The sequence below is a fragment of the Arthrobacter sp. NPDC057009 genome, assembly GCF_042673905.1.
In the GTDB taxonomy this organism is placed as follows: Bacteria; Actinomycetota; Actinomycetes; order Actinomycetales; family Micrococcaceae; genus Arthrobacter.
On sequence record NZ_JBHUSB010000022.1, the window covers coordinates 20,339 to 33,713 of the forward strand.

Sequence of the window (13,375 nt, forward strand, 5' to 3'; positions counted from 1 at the left end):
AACGTCGGCGGTAGGTAGTACGTTTATGCAAGCGCGGCAGACAGCCGCACGGGTTCTCGCGTCGTGGGGCGTGTGTTAGGTAGTAAAGAGGCAACCGTGGGAGTTATCCCCATTATTGATATTTTTGCCGGGCCAGGTGGCTTGGGCGAGGGGTTCGCATCAGTCGCGGCGGAGGGGCAGCCCGCTTTTGACTCAGTTTCTGCCATTGAGATGGAACGCTCAGCTCACTCAACTCTGACCTTGCGGAGTGCTTTTCGGGACCTGCGTGATCGAGGCCAAGTTCCCAGTGCGTATTACCGGTTCCTTCGTGCAGAGATCACTGAGCGTGAACTCCGCCAAGACGGCAAGATGGCCGCCGCTTTAGAGCGAGCCTCACGCCACGTCCACCAACTCGAACTCGGACCGGACACGCGAGAGGTATCCGACCTTCACATTAAAGTTGCCTTAGACGGGGCGACAAACTGGGTACTGATTGGTGGGCCGCCCTGCCAGGCTTATTCCTTGGTCGGCCGTTCCCGCCGAGCCAATGACTTGTCGTTTGAAGATGATAAGAAGCACTTCCTGTACCAGGAGTACCTTCACATCATCAGAAAATTCTCTCCCGCCGTTTTCGTCATGGAGAACGTCAAGGGCCTGCTCTCGTCGACCCACGGGGGTCAGCCCATGTTTGCCCGCATCCGGGAAGACCTTAGGAATGAGGGCGGAGATGCGGAGTATGTCATCTATTCACTTACTGTGCCTAGTGAACCTGAGGACCTATCGCCCCGAGATTTCATCATTCGGTCAGAAGAACACGGCGTTCCGCAGCAGCGGCACCGGGTAATCCTTCTAGGGGTCCGCTCCGATATAGACAAAAGGCCTACGGTCCTCCAAAAGCGCCAAAAGCAAGCAACGGTCAGGGAAGCTATAGGGAGCCTTCCGGCCATACGATCCCGTATTTCCAGGGGTCGTGACGAAGTGGATCTATGGGCAGGCATCCGCAGCTTGGCACACCGCATGGTCAAGGAGTCCGTGGAGGGATTTGCGGAGCCACTACGACCTGTCCCGCCTCTCGGCCAAGAATTTGTCCGAGGACGGAAGGATGTTGAAGCGAATACCGATCTCCAGCGTTGGCTGACTGATCCTGCTATCGGCGGATTCGCCAACCACGTCTCGCGGGGACACATGGAAGCGGATCTGTATCGCTACTTCTTCTCGGCGGCATTTGGGGCTGTCAACCTCCGGTCACCTCTCCTATCGGAGTTTGCAATTGATCTACTTCCCAATCACAACGCAGCCCGATTGGAATCCAAAGCGTTCGCCGACCGCTTCAAGGTCCAAGTTTGGGATAAACCGTCTTCGACTGTGGTTTCACACATAGCCAAGGACGGTCATTACTACATCCACCCGGATCCTTCGCAGATGCGGAGCCTGACGGTTCGTGAGGCAGCAAGGCTTCAGACTTTTCCCGACAACTACGCTTTTTTGGGCAACAGAACCCAGCAGTACACACAGATCGGGAATGCGGTGCCACCATACTTGGCCTACCAAATCGGAAACATCGTACGTGAACTACTGAACTAGATATTAAGTAAGACCATGGGGGTCAAATTGAACATCGACGATGATGGCTGGGATCTGGTTGAACCCAGCGCAAGTCCCATATTCGAATCGCTGCGCGCCTTTGGCTACACGCCAGAAACTGCGATCGCTGATCTGGTGGACAACAGCATTGCGGCAAAAGCGAAGAATATATTTATCTCATTCCAGTGGAATGACGGTGACTGCTATGTCGTCGTCAAAGATGACGGCCACGGTATGGGGGCAGAACAGCTTCTCGATGCGATGCGCCTCGGCAGCAAGAGCCCGCTCGAGCACCGCTCCCCTGGCGACCTCGGTCGTTTCGGACTGGGCCTAAAGACCGCTTCCATCTCCCAAGCGCGGGAACTTACAGTAGTGAGCTCCGAGGGAACCGGCACAGCAGTGCGACGCTGGGACTTGGACGAAGTTCGCGCGACCGGGCAGTGGAGGCTGAGGACCACCCTGCCGGAACAAGTCATCAACGATATTTCATTCACTGGAGCAGGAACAGCGGTCGTCTGGACAAAGTGTGATCGATTAGTCGGTCTTGACGATTCCGGCGGGAGCGCGACCAAAACGCAATTTCTCGCGGTGGCTGATCGCGTCGAGCGCCATCTAGCCCTGACGTTCCACCGCTTCTTGTCAGCGAGGCGCGCCCTAAAGATTCACCTAAACGGCCATCTGATCACGCCATGGGACCCGTTCATGGCATCGCATCTTGGGACCTGGTCAGGCGGGGAGGAGCACCTCCCCTTAGACGGCAGCGTTGTAAAAGTCACTTCCTACGTCCTCCCGCACAAGAGCAAGATTTCCGACGACGAGCATCGTCAGGCCGCGGGGGCTGCGGGATGGAACGCTAACCAAGGCTTCTATGTCTATCGCAACGACAGGCTTCTCGTGGCCGGCAGCTGGCTGGGGGTGGGCGGGATGAAAGAAGAGCATGCAAAGCTCGCCAGGATCGCACTCGACTTTCCCGTTGAGTTGGACCACCACTGGCAGGTGGACGTCAGAAAGTCGCATGTGCGCCCCCCAGCCGCTTTAGTGGCCGATCTTCGCCGAATTGCGCGGGATACGAAGTCGAAAGCTCAATCGGTCTACAGATTTAGGGGTCAGTTCAGCGCCCGCACCGCTGCCCAGGACTTTGTCTTTGCGTGGCGGGAATACAAGGACCGCGACGGAAAGATCACTTATAAAATCAACCGTGAAAACCCTGTCGTTACGCAGCTTATGGAAGCAGCCCCTGGAGCACAGGATGAGATACGGCGTCTACTTCGCTTCGTCGAGGAGACCCTCCCTCTGACGCAGATCGCCATTCATGTTGCCGACGGCATCGAATCATCTCACCGGCCCTTCGAGGGCAACGCCAATGAGGTGATGGCAGATCTAGATTTCCTATGCCAGCGCATGACAGCCCGAGGTCGTGATGCCGCCACTGCAATAACTGATTTATCCAGCGTGGAACCTTTTTCACTTTACCCTGAGATAGTGGCCGCCTATAAAGAGAAAGTTGGAGTCGAATGAGGATTCTTGAACGCGTTTTGAAGCTCGCCCGGGTCGACCTTGAGGACTTTCAGCATGATCGAGCGCTCCTCACGAGAGAAGACATCGAGTCCGCAGTCAAGGATGCTCATGACTTCTCCATTCAAAGAGGATTGGAGCCCGCGGATGACGAAGACCTCGTCGAGATCGTCCGCCAGCTAGAGAAAGAGTTCAACACCTACGTGGGACTCGGCGGTGGCCTATACGACCCAACAGACCACGAACCATGGCTGACAGCGAAGAAGTCAAACATCGAGTGGCGCTTCTGGGACAGATACCGACGCCTCATGATCGAGGATGAGGGTCGACCTGGCCACATTTTCGATAAGTCAGTAGGACTGGTTACGGACAAAATACTCGATTCGATCGAAGACCCCACCAAGGAAGGAAAATGGGAGCGCCGCGGACTGGTCGCTGGACAGGTGCAGTCGGGCAAAACCTCGAACTACATCGGGCTCATAAATAAAGCCATCGATGCAGGGTATAAACTCGTAATTATTTTAGCAGGTGCGCACGACAGCCTTCGAAGCCAGACGCAGCAGCGTGTCAATGAAGGTGTGCTCGGCTTCAATACAGTTGACACCTTTAGCAATACCGGCCAGTCCCCAAAGACGGGCGTCGGCCTTAAGTCCGGGCCCTTCCTAAGAATTAACTGCTCGACGACTGTGGAGTCAAACGGTGACTTCAGCCTCCGTACCGCCAAGCAAGCGCTGCAATCATTGGGTGGCGACCCCGTAATCCTCGTGGTCAAGAAAAATGCTTCCATATTGTCCAATGTCTACAGGTGGGCAACGGAGCTTACGCACACAGTTGACCCGGAAACGAACAAGAAAATTGTCCAGAAACTTCCGCTCCTTGTGCTGGACGATGAAGCTGACTACGCATCCGTCGACACCAGCCAGAGAAGGCTCACGGACGAAGAGTCGGATCCTTCGAAAATCAATGGTCTGATCCGTCAGATTCTGGACACCTTCGAGCAGAGTGCATACGTCGCCTACACGGCAACGCCATTTGCCAATATCTTCATTGATCCGAAGGCTCAACACAGCACTGTCGGCAATGACCTATTCCCTGAACACTTCATCATCAGACTTCCGGAGCCTTCCAATTATTCCGGGCCAATCCGATTCTTTGGGCTAGACGAAGACACAGACGTTGGGTTGGAAAGCGTAGCCCCGATTCCCACTCTTCGGACCGTGGATGATCATGAAACCTGGCTCCGTGACGGGCACAAGAAATCGGAAGTGCCAGAAGGCGAACTCCCCGAGTCGATGAAGACGGCCATTCAGTCCTTCATTCTCTCGGCCGCAATTAAACAACTTCGACCCGTCAAGAACAAGCATTCTTCAATGCTTGTTCACGTCACGCGGTTCAAAGATGTTCAAGAGGGTGTTCGCCTTCAGATCAAGGACTACGTGGAGGAACTCCGCATTTCCGTGCGGCATGAAGCCGTCGGGAACCCAGGATCCGCGCTCTCCCGGTTGAAAATGCTGTACGAGTCCGACTTCGTCAGCACGACATCGACGATGATGCGGCAAGAGGAATCACGTTCGGAATGTATGGAGATCTCGCCTTGGTACGAAGTCACAGGGGCCGTCTCTTCTGTGCTGGACGAAGTCGAAGTGCAAGTGGTCAACGGTTCCGTCAAAGATTCCCTCATGTATTCCTCTCGGCCAGAGGGACTTACCGTTATTGCCGTTGGTGGAGACAAACTTTCTCGGGGTCTTACCCTTGAGGGGCTGACGACCTCCTATTACCTCAGGGCGTCAAGGATGTACGACACCCTGATGCAAATGGGGCGATGGTTCGGATACCGTCCAGGTTACCTCGACTTGTGCCGAATCTTCACGACAGGCCAGCTGGTGACTTGGTACGAGCGCATTACCAACGCGACCGCTAAGCTGTATCGTGAATTCGACATCATGGCCCAGCTGAACAAGACACCCCGTGATTTCGGCCTTCGCGTGCAACAACATCCTGACGGCCTCATGGTCACTGCGCGCAATAAGTCTCGCAACGCGCAAAGTCTCCGGGTATCCTTCGCCGGAACTCAATGTGAAACTTTGCTGTTTGACACTTCTGCCAGTGCCCGCAATAGGAACTGGGATGCATTGGACGATCTTATGACTGCCTGCAACATCGAACCAGGTATCTTGGATCGATCGCAGGTTTCAGAAGTAAAAGGGAATGTCGTCATTGATTTTTTGAATTCCTATGTGGCACATAGGGATGCCGGTCGCGGCCTACCCAAACCACTCACAGACTACATCCGGCAATGCATGCATTTGGATGATCCGGAACTCGAGAACTGGACGGTCCTAATCGGATCGCGTCAAGCGCCCGATGGCCCGGAGGGATTCGGGACGACCTCCACCGGTAAGGTGTTGGGGCTGTTTGTTCGTGCCCCTTCCCCAAAGCGCGAGGACCAAGTCCAGGAATCTGAAAGCGGTCAAGTTCTGCAGCCGCGAGTCACGATTAAGAGACTCGTGAGTTCCGGAGATGAACTTCTGCCGCTTCCTAAGGGATCCGAAGAGTGGAACCGCGCCCTTAGCTGGGCTCAAGAACGCCATGATGCCGGAGATGCCAAGAAGGGGACTGACCGACCAACTCGACCGTCAGCCGCTGCTGAAAGGATGGTTCGAAACAAGAGCAGAGGGTATCTCATGGTGTACCCGCTGGATCCAAGGGGACTGCTACATGAGGATTTGCTGCATGAGGCCAAAACAACAGACAAAAAACCTACTCCCCTCGTGGGCTTCGCCGTGTCGTTCCCCCAGAGCGAAAATGATTTGGCCGTCGAATATCAAGTGAATTCGGTCTACTGGGACGCGATGTTTGAAGACGACGATGAAGGTGAAGCAAGTGAGTAGCGGCCACGCTGACGGAGCAGTTCGGGATCTAGACCTCAACGACGCTTGGAAATCACTGGAGTCCAGTCATTCAAGCCACGGGGAAGTTCGAAGGAGACTCCCTTCGCCACAGGACCAAGACCACTTTGCACTGATCAGCTTTACATCGGGGCAGAGAAGAGGTCTCCTCTTCAAGGCGCCTGGCCACCTAGCGGAGATCCAACCACTTCTACCCCTCGTAGCCGGGCTCGACATCAGTTTGGTCGACGCGGGGGCGGGCAACCTTGAGTTGCGGGTCCTCGAGTCAGCTTCGGAGATTACATCCGTATTCAAGGCTCTGGCCCGCGATGTCACTGGTTCAGTGCATGGATTGAAAGCGGGAGAACTAATAAGGTCAGTGGTCCGCCGCCTAGCGCTGTGGCAGGGATTCTTCATGGTTGCCCATCAGGGCCTTAGTACCCAAGCGCAAGCCGGATTAGTGGCAGAGCTACTGACCCTGCGCGACTATTTCATTCCATACGCTGGCGCGGAGAGGGCAGCTAACAGCTGGTTCGGTCCCGAGCGGGCACTCCAAGATTTTTGCGATGGAAGGCTTGCAGTTGAGGTCAAGTCCACCTCCTCTACCGGATCGCGCCACGTGACCATCACAAATGAGCGGCAACTCGACTTAGCGCAGACGGAGACCTTGCTCATGGCCGCTTACAGTCTCGACGTGAGGGGAGACGGTATCGGCTTCCGACTGCCGAGTTTGGTGACCGAGGTGCGGGACGCTATGAACGGCGATGAACAAGCTAGGCTGACATTGGAAGCCAGGCTCATCAGGAGCGGCTATATCGATGAGCACTCTGCTCGGTACACCAACACCTTCGAAGTGCGTAAAAAGCAGTGGCTGGAAGTACGTGAAGATTTTCCTAGGATCACTGAGGCTGACCTTCCAACAGGGGTTAGCCATGTCAGCTACAAGGTTGACCTAGAGTCTTGTGGTCCATGGGTTCTCTTCGCCGACGACGTTTTGGAAGTGTTCAGGAGGACCTACGCATGACCACAATCGAACAGTTTCATGCTGAGCTCACCCAGGAAGTCCGTTCAACAGCGGAGAATGAAGAGTCGCCCCAGAGTTTGGCGCAAGCCTTCACGGAGTACGCCGCGAACCTGCTCCTAGAGGCAGGCGAGGCAAATGACCCGAGGATCGCGGTGCTTTCTAAGCCGGGCTTGATCTGCTCCGGTATGGACTGGGATGAGGAAAGAAGCCGGCTAACCGTCTTTGGAACTCTTTTCCGTTCGACAGACGGCATCTCCAGCCTGACCAAGGCCGACCTTCAACCCTTGTTGACTGGGATGAGCGGATTTACGTCGCATTCGTCCATGAATTTGGACCAGTACGTTGACGAGTCATCCGACCTTCATGACGTCGTTTCCGAGATTAAGACTCTCTGGCCGGCGGTGGAATGTATCCGCCTGATGGTTCTGAGTAACCTGCGCCTCCGAACGGAAATCCCAGCTTTCGGGGATATCCGCGACCGCCCCGTGTCCGTCGAGGTGTGGGATTTGGAGCGCATTCACAAGATCGATAGCTCTGGGGAAGCGCAAGAGCCGGTGTATATAAACTTCCCCGATTACGGGATCGACGGCATTCAAGCTCTTGGGCCGTTTGGCGACCCCGATGATTACGAGTCCTATCTGGCGGTCATCCCGGGAGATGTTTTGGCCCGCATCTATGGCCTATACGGCCCCCGGCTTCTGGAGCTCAATGTCCGTTCCTTCCTACAGACGCGCGGCAAGATCAATCAAGGCATACAGTCAACCATCGCAGAAGAGCCTGATAGGTTTCTCGCTTACAACAACGGTCTGTCGCTGACGGCCGCCGGTGTTGAGAAAAGCTCCGACGGTGAACGAACCTTGGTGACGAACCTGCATGACGTGCAGATCGTCAACGGTGGTCAGACGACGGCTTCGCTCTACCACGCGCTTTCGAAGAGCAAGCGAGATCTCTCCGAGGTCCAAGTTCAACTGAAGCTGACCGTCGTCGCAGACGAAGTCCGCCATGAATTGGCTCGGTCTATCTCGCAGTTTTCCAACGCACAAAATCCCGTTCGCATGGCCGACTTCACAGCAAACGATAAGTTCCATGTGGCCATGGAACAGATCTCGCGTTCCAAGTGGGCTCCAGGCAAGGATGGCTCCCACCAAATGACGCGATGGTTCTTCGAGCGAGCTCGTGGCCAGTACGCCGATGCCGTCGCAAGGGAACGGACACCGGCGGCCCAGAGGAGCTTCAAGAGCGAGCACCCGATATCGCAGAAAATCCTGAAGACCGACGTCGCGAAGTACGAACACATGTGGCTGCAAAAGCCGCATGTTGTCAGCTTGGGTGCCGAGAAGAACTTCCGGGAATTCCTCCAATCACGCACTGAGAACGGCGATCGAACGCTCCCTGACGAGGCCTACTTTGAGCGCCTGGTTGCCAAGGCGATCCTGTGGAAGGAAACTGAGCGCATAGTCACGAAGCTGGCTCTGGGAGGCTACCGGTCTGTCACGGTCGCCTACACCTTGGCATTTCTTTCGCGAGGGTCCAAGCAGCGCCTCGATCTCAACAAGATCTGGCAAGAACAGCAGCTACCTGGGCGGCTGTCAGATGTGATCAGGGACTTGGCGCCCCAAGTGCATGAGGTAATCCTGCAAAGCGCAGGTACAAGGAACGTAACCGAATGGGCAAAGAAAAAGGAATGCTGGGATGCGGTGTGCGCCATTCCTTGGTTGGCCCCTGACGATATTCTCACAAAGTCCTCGACACCCTACTTAGGGCCAAACAACATGGCTGACACCCCCGAGGCTGCCGCCGCAAAATCCGACGAAGAAACGGAAGCGCTGAAACGAGTGATAATGGCTTCTTCCCACACGTGGAAAGCTATTTCTTCATGGGCCAAAGAAACCAGCAATCTGCAGTCCTTCCAACGCTCCATTGCTTACTCGCTGGGCAACCTACTCGAAAAAGGACGGGCACCTTCGGTAAAGCAGGCACTTCAGGGCGTCAAGATCTTGGATGAAGTCGAACGTCTAGGATTCGATCTGCAGGCCGACCATAGCCGTACGTGAGCCTCGGTACGCTGGGCAGGTTCCGATGCCTGTCTGCCCGGCGTGCCGGTTCTTCGTCTGTCCAAAGTAGAGCTGGCGTTCAATAACCGACCAGTAGCAACCCACGAAAAGGTAGCCTCAGGCGTTGTGATGCGTAAATCGCATCCAGCTGGCTTCTGGTATTTTGGTAGGCGCGAATTTCCGTTACTTTTTGTCCTCCATGCCTATAAAGTTTCGGCATGAACAAAACCAAGAAATCTGCGTCAAGCAGGAGCGACGTCCGCAGAATATCTCTATAGTCGGCGTTGTTGGAGGCACCGCGGCCCGCCTCCACTTCTACCGCGATACCGAACTCATCGTGGAACGCATCGAGTTCGTAGCTAACTTTAGCCAGGCCGTTTTCACCGAAAAGAACTGGCTTGCGGATCTTCTCTGCGTGCTTCTTTCCCGTCTCAACTGTGTAGCCAAGCGCTTCTAGGCCGGGACGAAGCTCAGCCAGGACTGCGTCACTTCGTATCGGAGTTGGGGTTTCCCGTTCTGTGTCAAGGATGGGGCCTAGCGCTTCAACCGCCAATGTCAGATCCCGAACCCATTCTGGACGGGAGCTGTTGCTTGGGTAATACATCCAAGACGGGTACGTCATTTTTCACCCTGTTCACTCATCAGCGATTCAAATCTCAAGCTAACGTTTCGATGCTTGGGATGCCGCGGGCTGCCTTTTAATCTGTGTCGTCCCGCGATGCCAGCGGCGTAAGCCCTTGCTTCATCCCATACATCCACAGCACTATATCCATTACCCCCAACTGGGAGACGGTCTCAGGGATTCCTGACTTCGCCCGGATGTTGTCCAAGTGCTGAGGCAGATCCGTTTTAGTTAGCGCCCCGTGCCAGTCAGTCCACTGCGTTCTTGCTGTGCCCCCGCCCCGTGACACGGTCGATGACCGAGTCGTAGATAGGGATCAGTCGGGGGCGCTTCCTGGCGAGTAGCTTGCTCGCCTTGGTCGCGCCTATGCTCCGTTTCGTGCCTTCAGCATTCGTGAAGACGCCCCATAGCTGGGAGGCAGGGCTCTGTCCGCTGCCGATGTCTGCTAATTTCGCTTGATGCTATTTCAGCCAAGTCCGTGTCAAGCGGAATTTCTTTCAGAAGTTTTGTTGATCTTGTCACGGTGAGTGCTCAAGAGCCCGAAGGCTGCCTCGCCTGTCACACGCATGCCGAGAAAAGAAACACCGAAGATATCATCCGCAGTCAGTTCATTGACGGATTCAGGCCTATCTCCGTCACCACGCCACGATTCGAAGTGTCTTCCCGTCCGCGGAAGTCCACTTCGCATCGGTTGATTAAGCTATTCATGCAACAGATCTGCAGCCTCTCTGGCTCGGCTTCGATCGGCAAGGATAGGGGGTAGTTCCATATTCTCTCTTTTCGCTTCCGGGCTCGTTTACATCAGAAATGGTTCACTAAGCGAAGAACTTATCGCGATCTGCCGCTTGGCACGATACCTCTACAAAGAGACGTTGCCCTTCCGGACGGCCGAGCGCGTTCCAAACGAAAACCTCTTTCTGACACAGACTGCAGAACTAGTGCTCAAGAGCCACTGGGTGTCGGCAAGAAGATCAATTCACTATAGTAAGCTTCATGCCCGTAGGTGACTGTGAGAATGCATTCCGAGAAGCAGCGCGCCAAGAAGGCATCGAATTGGTCCGATACAAGCAGCCGTGGATAAATCAGCGGGGCCATTTCGGCCTACCAGATCAAGCCGCGGCTGTCATGGATCCCCTCAACGGAATCTTCTACAGTCTTGGCGGTGACGCAGAAGAACAATCATCCAAGCGAGCCACGGCACTACCTGGCGACTTCATCCATCCGGACACCGGAACCATCATTGAGGTGGATGAGCTGCAGCACTTCACCAGCTTTCGTCTGAAGTCGTTCCACTACTACCCTCCCAAGCATCCCGTGGGCTTCGAGATCGCCGACTACCAAGACTTGTGCCGCCGTATGTCCTCTACTGCTGATAAGTATCGGCAAGCGAAGGCAGCACCAGCTTTCGGAATGGGAGGACGCCAGCGACAGCGTGCGTATTACGACGCCCTTCGGGACCTCGCAGTACCTGCTATGGGCCATCCACCAATAATTCGGGTTGCTGCTATCGATGGCGATGGCGCGTCCGCATTCCGGCGCAACCGCGACCGGATTCTGCATGCACTTGCACGAGCAGGAAGAATCTAAGCCATGGTCACCGCTCCCGCCGACGATGTTCAAACGACATGACACAGTCACACGTATTCGTAGCAATGGCCGACATCCTGCATCTAAACTGCGATGCTTGGCTACTTCCAACAGACTCGAGCGTAAGCATCAGCCCCTATTGGGCAAAGGCGCACCCCAGGCTTCAACAGTTGGCCGAAGCGTCATGTGATGAGCAGTTTCGCTTGGGACAGTCCCATGCTGCTGCTCTCCGTGCATGGGATCAGTCTTCAGCCCTGCCCGTCCTGACTGCTGTGCCAGACGATAATCAGTGGTCGCCTGAGGTTGTTGCTGAGCGACTCAATGCGTTCGTTACTGCCGCTTTGGGCGCCCTCGACAGGCCACGCAACCGTCGCCCCTACAAACTGTTGGCCCTTCCGTTTTTTGGCACGCGGGGAGGCGGTGCCGGAAACCATCTCGGCGCAGCACTGCGTGGCATCTTGGACTCGATTTCGGTGCTTTCCAACCGGCACGAAGTGGACATTGTTCTGGTACTGCGAGACCGGGCAGCCTTTTCCTTAGCGCAGAAGCTTCGGCGGGAAGCTGCCAACAATTCTCCATGGATGTCACTCGGCACCCATCGGCACGAAAAGGCTCAGGCTCTCGGCCAGCAGGCGCGCGCCGGGCAGCTGGTACCGTTCCTCGGGGCCGGTGTCAGCGTGAGCGCAGGCGCACCGAGTTGGAAGGAGCTGTTAAGCCGCCTCAGACAAGGAGTCCAACTCCAAGACGCACAGGCCTCGGCCTTTGAGTCGCTTGGCCCCCTCGACCAAGCAGGGGTCTTGGAGCAGTTTTATATCGAGCAGCACGGCTCGCGCGAGGCATTCGGCAGCGCGGTTGCTGCCGCCGTCGACCTTCCCCGTTATGGCTTGGCGCCAGCACTGCTCGCAGCTGTCCCGTCTTCGGGAGCCATTACCCTCAACTATGACCGGCTTTTCGAAATGGCTTGCTCAGACGCCCAGCAGCCACGGACGGTGATGCCCGAGGGCGTCCCCGCCGTCGGGAGTCGGTGGCTCCTCAAGCTACACGGATCAGTCAGACAGCCGGAGAGCATCGTGCTGACCAGGGACGACTACCTCGGCTACAGCAGCAACCGAGCAGCATTGTCAGCCTTGGTGAAGGCACACCTGCTCACGCATCATTTGCTTTTCGTCGGATTTGGCCTGGCAGACGACCACTTCCACGAGATTGTTCATGATGTCCGCCGGGCCATCCCCGCTGCAAGCAGCGACGGCCACCAAATGGGCACTGTGCTCTCTCTCTTTGACGAGCCGCTTCAGCGGCTTGTGTGGTCCGGAAAGCTGGACATCCTCCCGATGGCCGCCTCTGCTCCGGACAAGGTTTCGAAAGACGACGATGGGGCGGCGGCTGTGGCGGCAGCGGGGCGTGAACTCGAAATCTTTCTCGACATGATGGCTGCATATGCGACGGACAACCACTCGTACCTGCTTGCCCCCGCCTACAACAAGGGCCTGAGTGAGGGCGAAGCAGAACTTCGCCATCAGCTGCTGGATCTCGCGGGCCGGAAACGGACAACTGAGACTGCCGAGGTGTGGCAGGTCATTGACCGGGCGCTTCGCGACTTGGGACTGCCTAGCCAAACATAGATTGCGCGTCAGGTGCTCGTAGTGCTTCATCTCAACATTGGTGAGCGTAATTGTCTGTGGTGTGAATCATACTTCATCCAGCAGTTCCGTCACCGCCTGAAATGAGGACGCCATGCCATTCGAGTGGACCGTGGTATTCGTAGTTATTGTCATAGCGTGCTTAATTGCATATGCGGTCTCCCGAAGAGAAGATGCTGGCAATGACCTAATCAAGAGGTCGCCTCACGTCGGTTCCGATCGGTCGTCTGGCAACGCGCCGACCTCGTCGGGTCTCGACCCACGCAGCATAGAGCACCGGGAGCCGGCACCGTCAGCGGTGGATTCGGCGGGGCCGAATGAAAGGTCTCCCCAAATCACAGACCATCCTCAGGTGAGGCGTCCCCAAGATGGCCCGCCGACAGAGTCAAGTACTGATGCTTGGTTGAATAGGGCATCCAACGAAACTGAAAATACTAAAGGCATATCGGACGAATCGGACTGCCTCAGCCTGGAATCTGCGA

General features: G+C 55.9%; 9 protein-coding genes and 1 pseudogene. 7 read left to right on the forward strand and 3 right to left on the reverse strand.

The window, feature by feature from the left end:
- Positions 1-96: 96 nt before the first annotated feature.
- Genes ACFTR6_RS18720 through ACFTR6_RS18740 form a run of 5 tightly spaced genes read left to right on the forward strand, consistent with a single transcriptional unit; the run spans position 97 to position 9,044 of the window.
- Positions 97-1,563 carry a DNA cytosine methyltransferase gene (locus ACFTR6_RS18720; protein ID WP_377959008.1) on the forward strand — a complete coding sequence of 489 codons (1,467 nt, stop codon included), beginning with the start codon at positions 97-99 and terminating at the stop codon, positions 1,561-1,563.
- A gap of 27 nt (positions 1,564-1,590) precedes the next feature.
- Entirely contained in the window at positions 1,591-3,081 is a 1,491-nt protein-coding gene (locus ACFTR6_RS18725) for an ATP-binding protein (RefSeq protein WP_377959009.1), read from the forward strand.
- Positions 3,078-5,969, forward strand: a complete 2,892-nt coding sequence (locus ACFTR6_RS18730; protein ID WP_377959010.1) for a Z1 domain-containing protein — start codon at positions 3,078-3,080, stop codon at positions 5,967-5,969. Before ACFTR6_RS18725 ends, ACFTR6_RS18730 begins: the two co-directional genes overlap by 4 nt.
- Positions 5,962-6,990, forward strand: a complete 1,029-nt coding sequence (locus ACFTR6_RS18735) for a PD-(D/E)XK motif protein (protein ID WP_377959011.1) — start codon at positions 5,962-5,964, stop codon at positions 6,988-6,990. Before ACFTR6_RS18730 ends, ACFTR6_RS18735 begins: the two co-directional genes overlap by 8 nt.
- Entirely contained in the window at positions 6,987-9,044 is a 2,058-nt protein-coding gene (locus ACFTR6_RS18740; RefSeq protein ID WP_377959012.1) for an AIPR family protein, read from the forward strand. Before ACFTR6_RS18735 ends, ACFTR6_RS18740 begins: the two co-directional genes overlap by 4 nt.
- A 79-nt stretch (positions 9,045-9,123) precedes the next feature.
- Here ACFTR6_RS18740 and ACFTR6_RS18745 read toward each other — a convergent pair whose 3' ends face one another.
- The 3 genes and pseudogenes from ACFTR6_RS18745 to ACFTR6_RS18755 form a co-directional block, all read right to left on the reverse strand.
- Positions 9,124-9,597 carry a hypothetical protein gene (locus ACFTR6_RS18745; RefSeq protein ID WP_377959013.1) on the reverse strand — a complete coding sequence of 158 codons (474 nt, stop codon included), beginning with the start codon at positions 9,595-9,597 and terminating at the stop codon, positions 9,124-9,126.
- Between the two features lie 145 nt (positions 9,598-9,742).
- Positions 9,743-10,106, reverse strand: a pseudogene (locus tag ACFTR6_RS18750) (DUF6308 family protein).
- 41 nt (positions 10,107-10,147) lie between these two features.
- Positions 10,148-10,354, reverse strand: coding sequence for a DUF6308 family protein (locus ACFTR6_RS18755; protein WP_377959014.1), 207 nt, complete (start codon positions 10,352-10,354; stop codon positions 10,148-10,150).
- A 305-nt stretch (positions 10,355-10,659) separates the two neighbouring features.
- Here ACFTR6_RS18755 and ACFTR6_RS18760 point away from each other — a divergent pair, with 305 nt between their 5' ends.
- Positions 10,660-11,253 carry a hypothetical protein gene (locus ACFTR6_RS18760; RefSeq protein WP_377959015.1) on the forward strand — a complete coding sequence of 198 codons (594 nt, stop codon included), beginning with the start codon at positions 10,660-10,662 and terminating at the stop codon, positions 11,251-11,253.
- Between the two features lie 170 nt (positions 11,254-11,423).
- The gene (locus ACFTR6_RS18765) at positions 11,424-12,875 is read left to right on the forward strand and encodes an SIR2 family protein (protein WP_377959016.1); all 1,452 of its coding nucleotides are present in this window, start codon (positions 11,424-11,426) and stop codon (positions 12,873-12,875) included.
- The last annotated feature ends 500 nt before the right edge of the window (positions 12,876-13,375 follow it).

Bases quoted from the DNA above. Each gene is read 5' to 3' on its own strand.
- ACFTR6_RS18760 (WP_377959015.1), top strand. From the start codon at position 10,660: ATGCCCGTAGGTGACTGTGAGAATGCATTCCGAGAAGCAGCGCGCCAA.
- ACFTR6_RS18755 (WP_377959014.1), bottom strand. From the start codon at position 10,354: ATGCGAAGTGGACTTCCGCGGACGGGAAGACACTTCGAATCGTGGCGT.
- ACFTR6_RS18740 (WP_377959012.1), top strand. From the start codon at position 6,987: ATGACCACAATCGAACAGTTTCATGCTGAGCTCACCCAGGAAGTCCGT.
- ACFTR6_RS18730 (WP_377959010.1), top strand. From the start codon at position 3,078: ATGAGGATTCTTGAACGCGTTTTGAAGCTCGCCCGGGTCGACCTTGAG.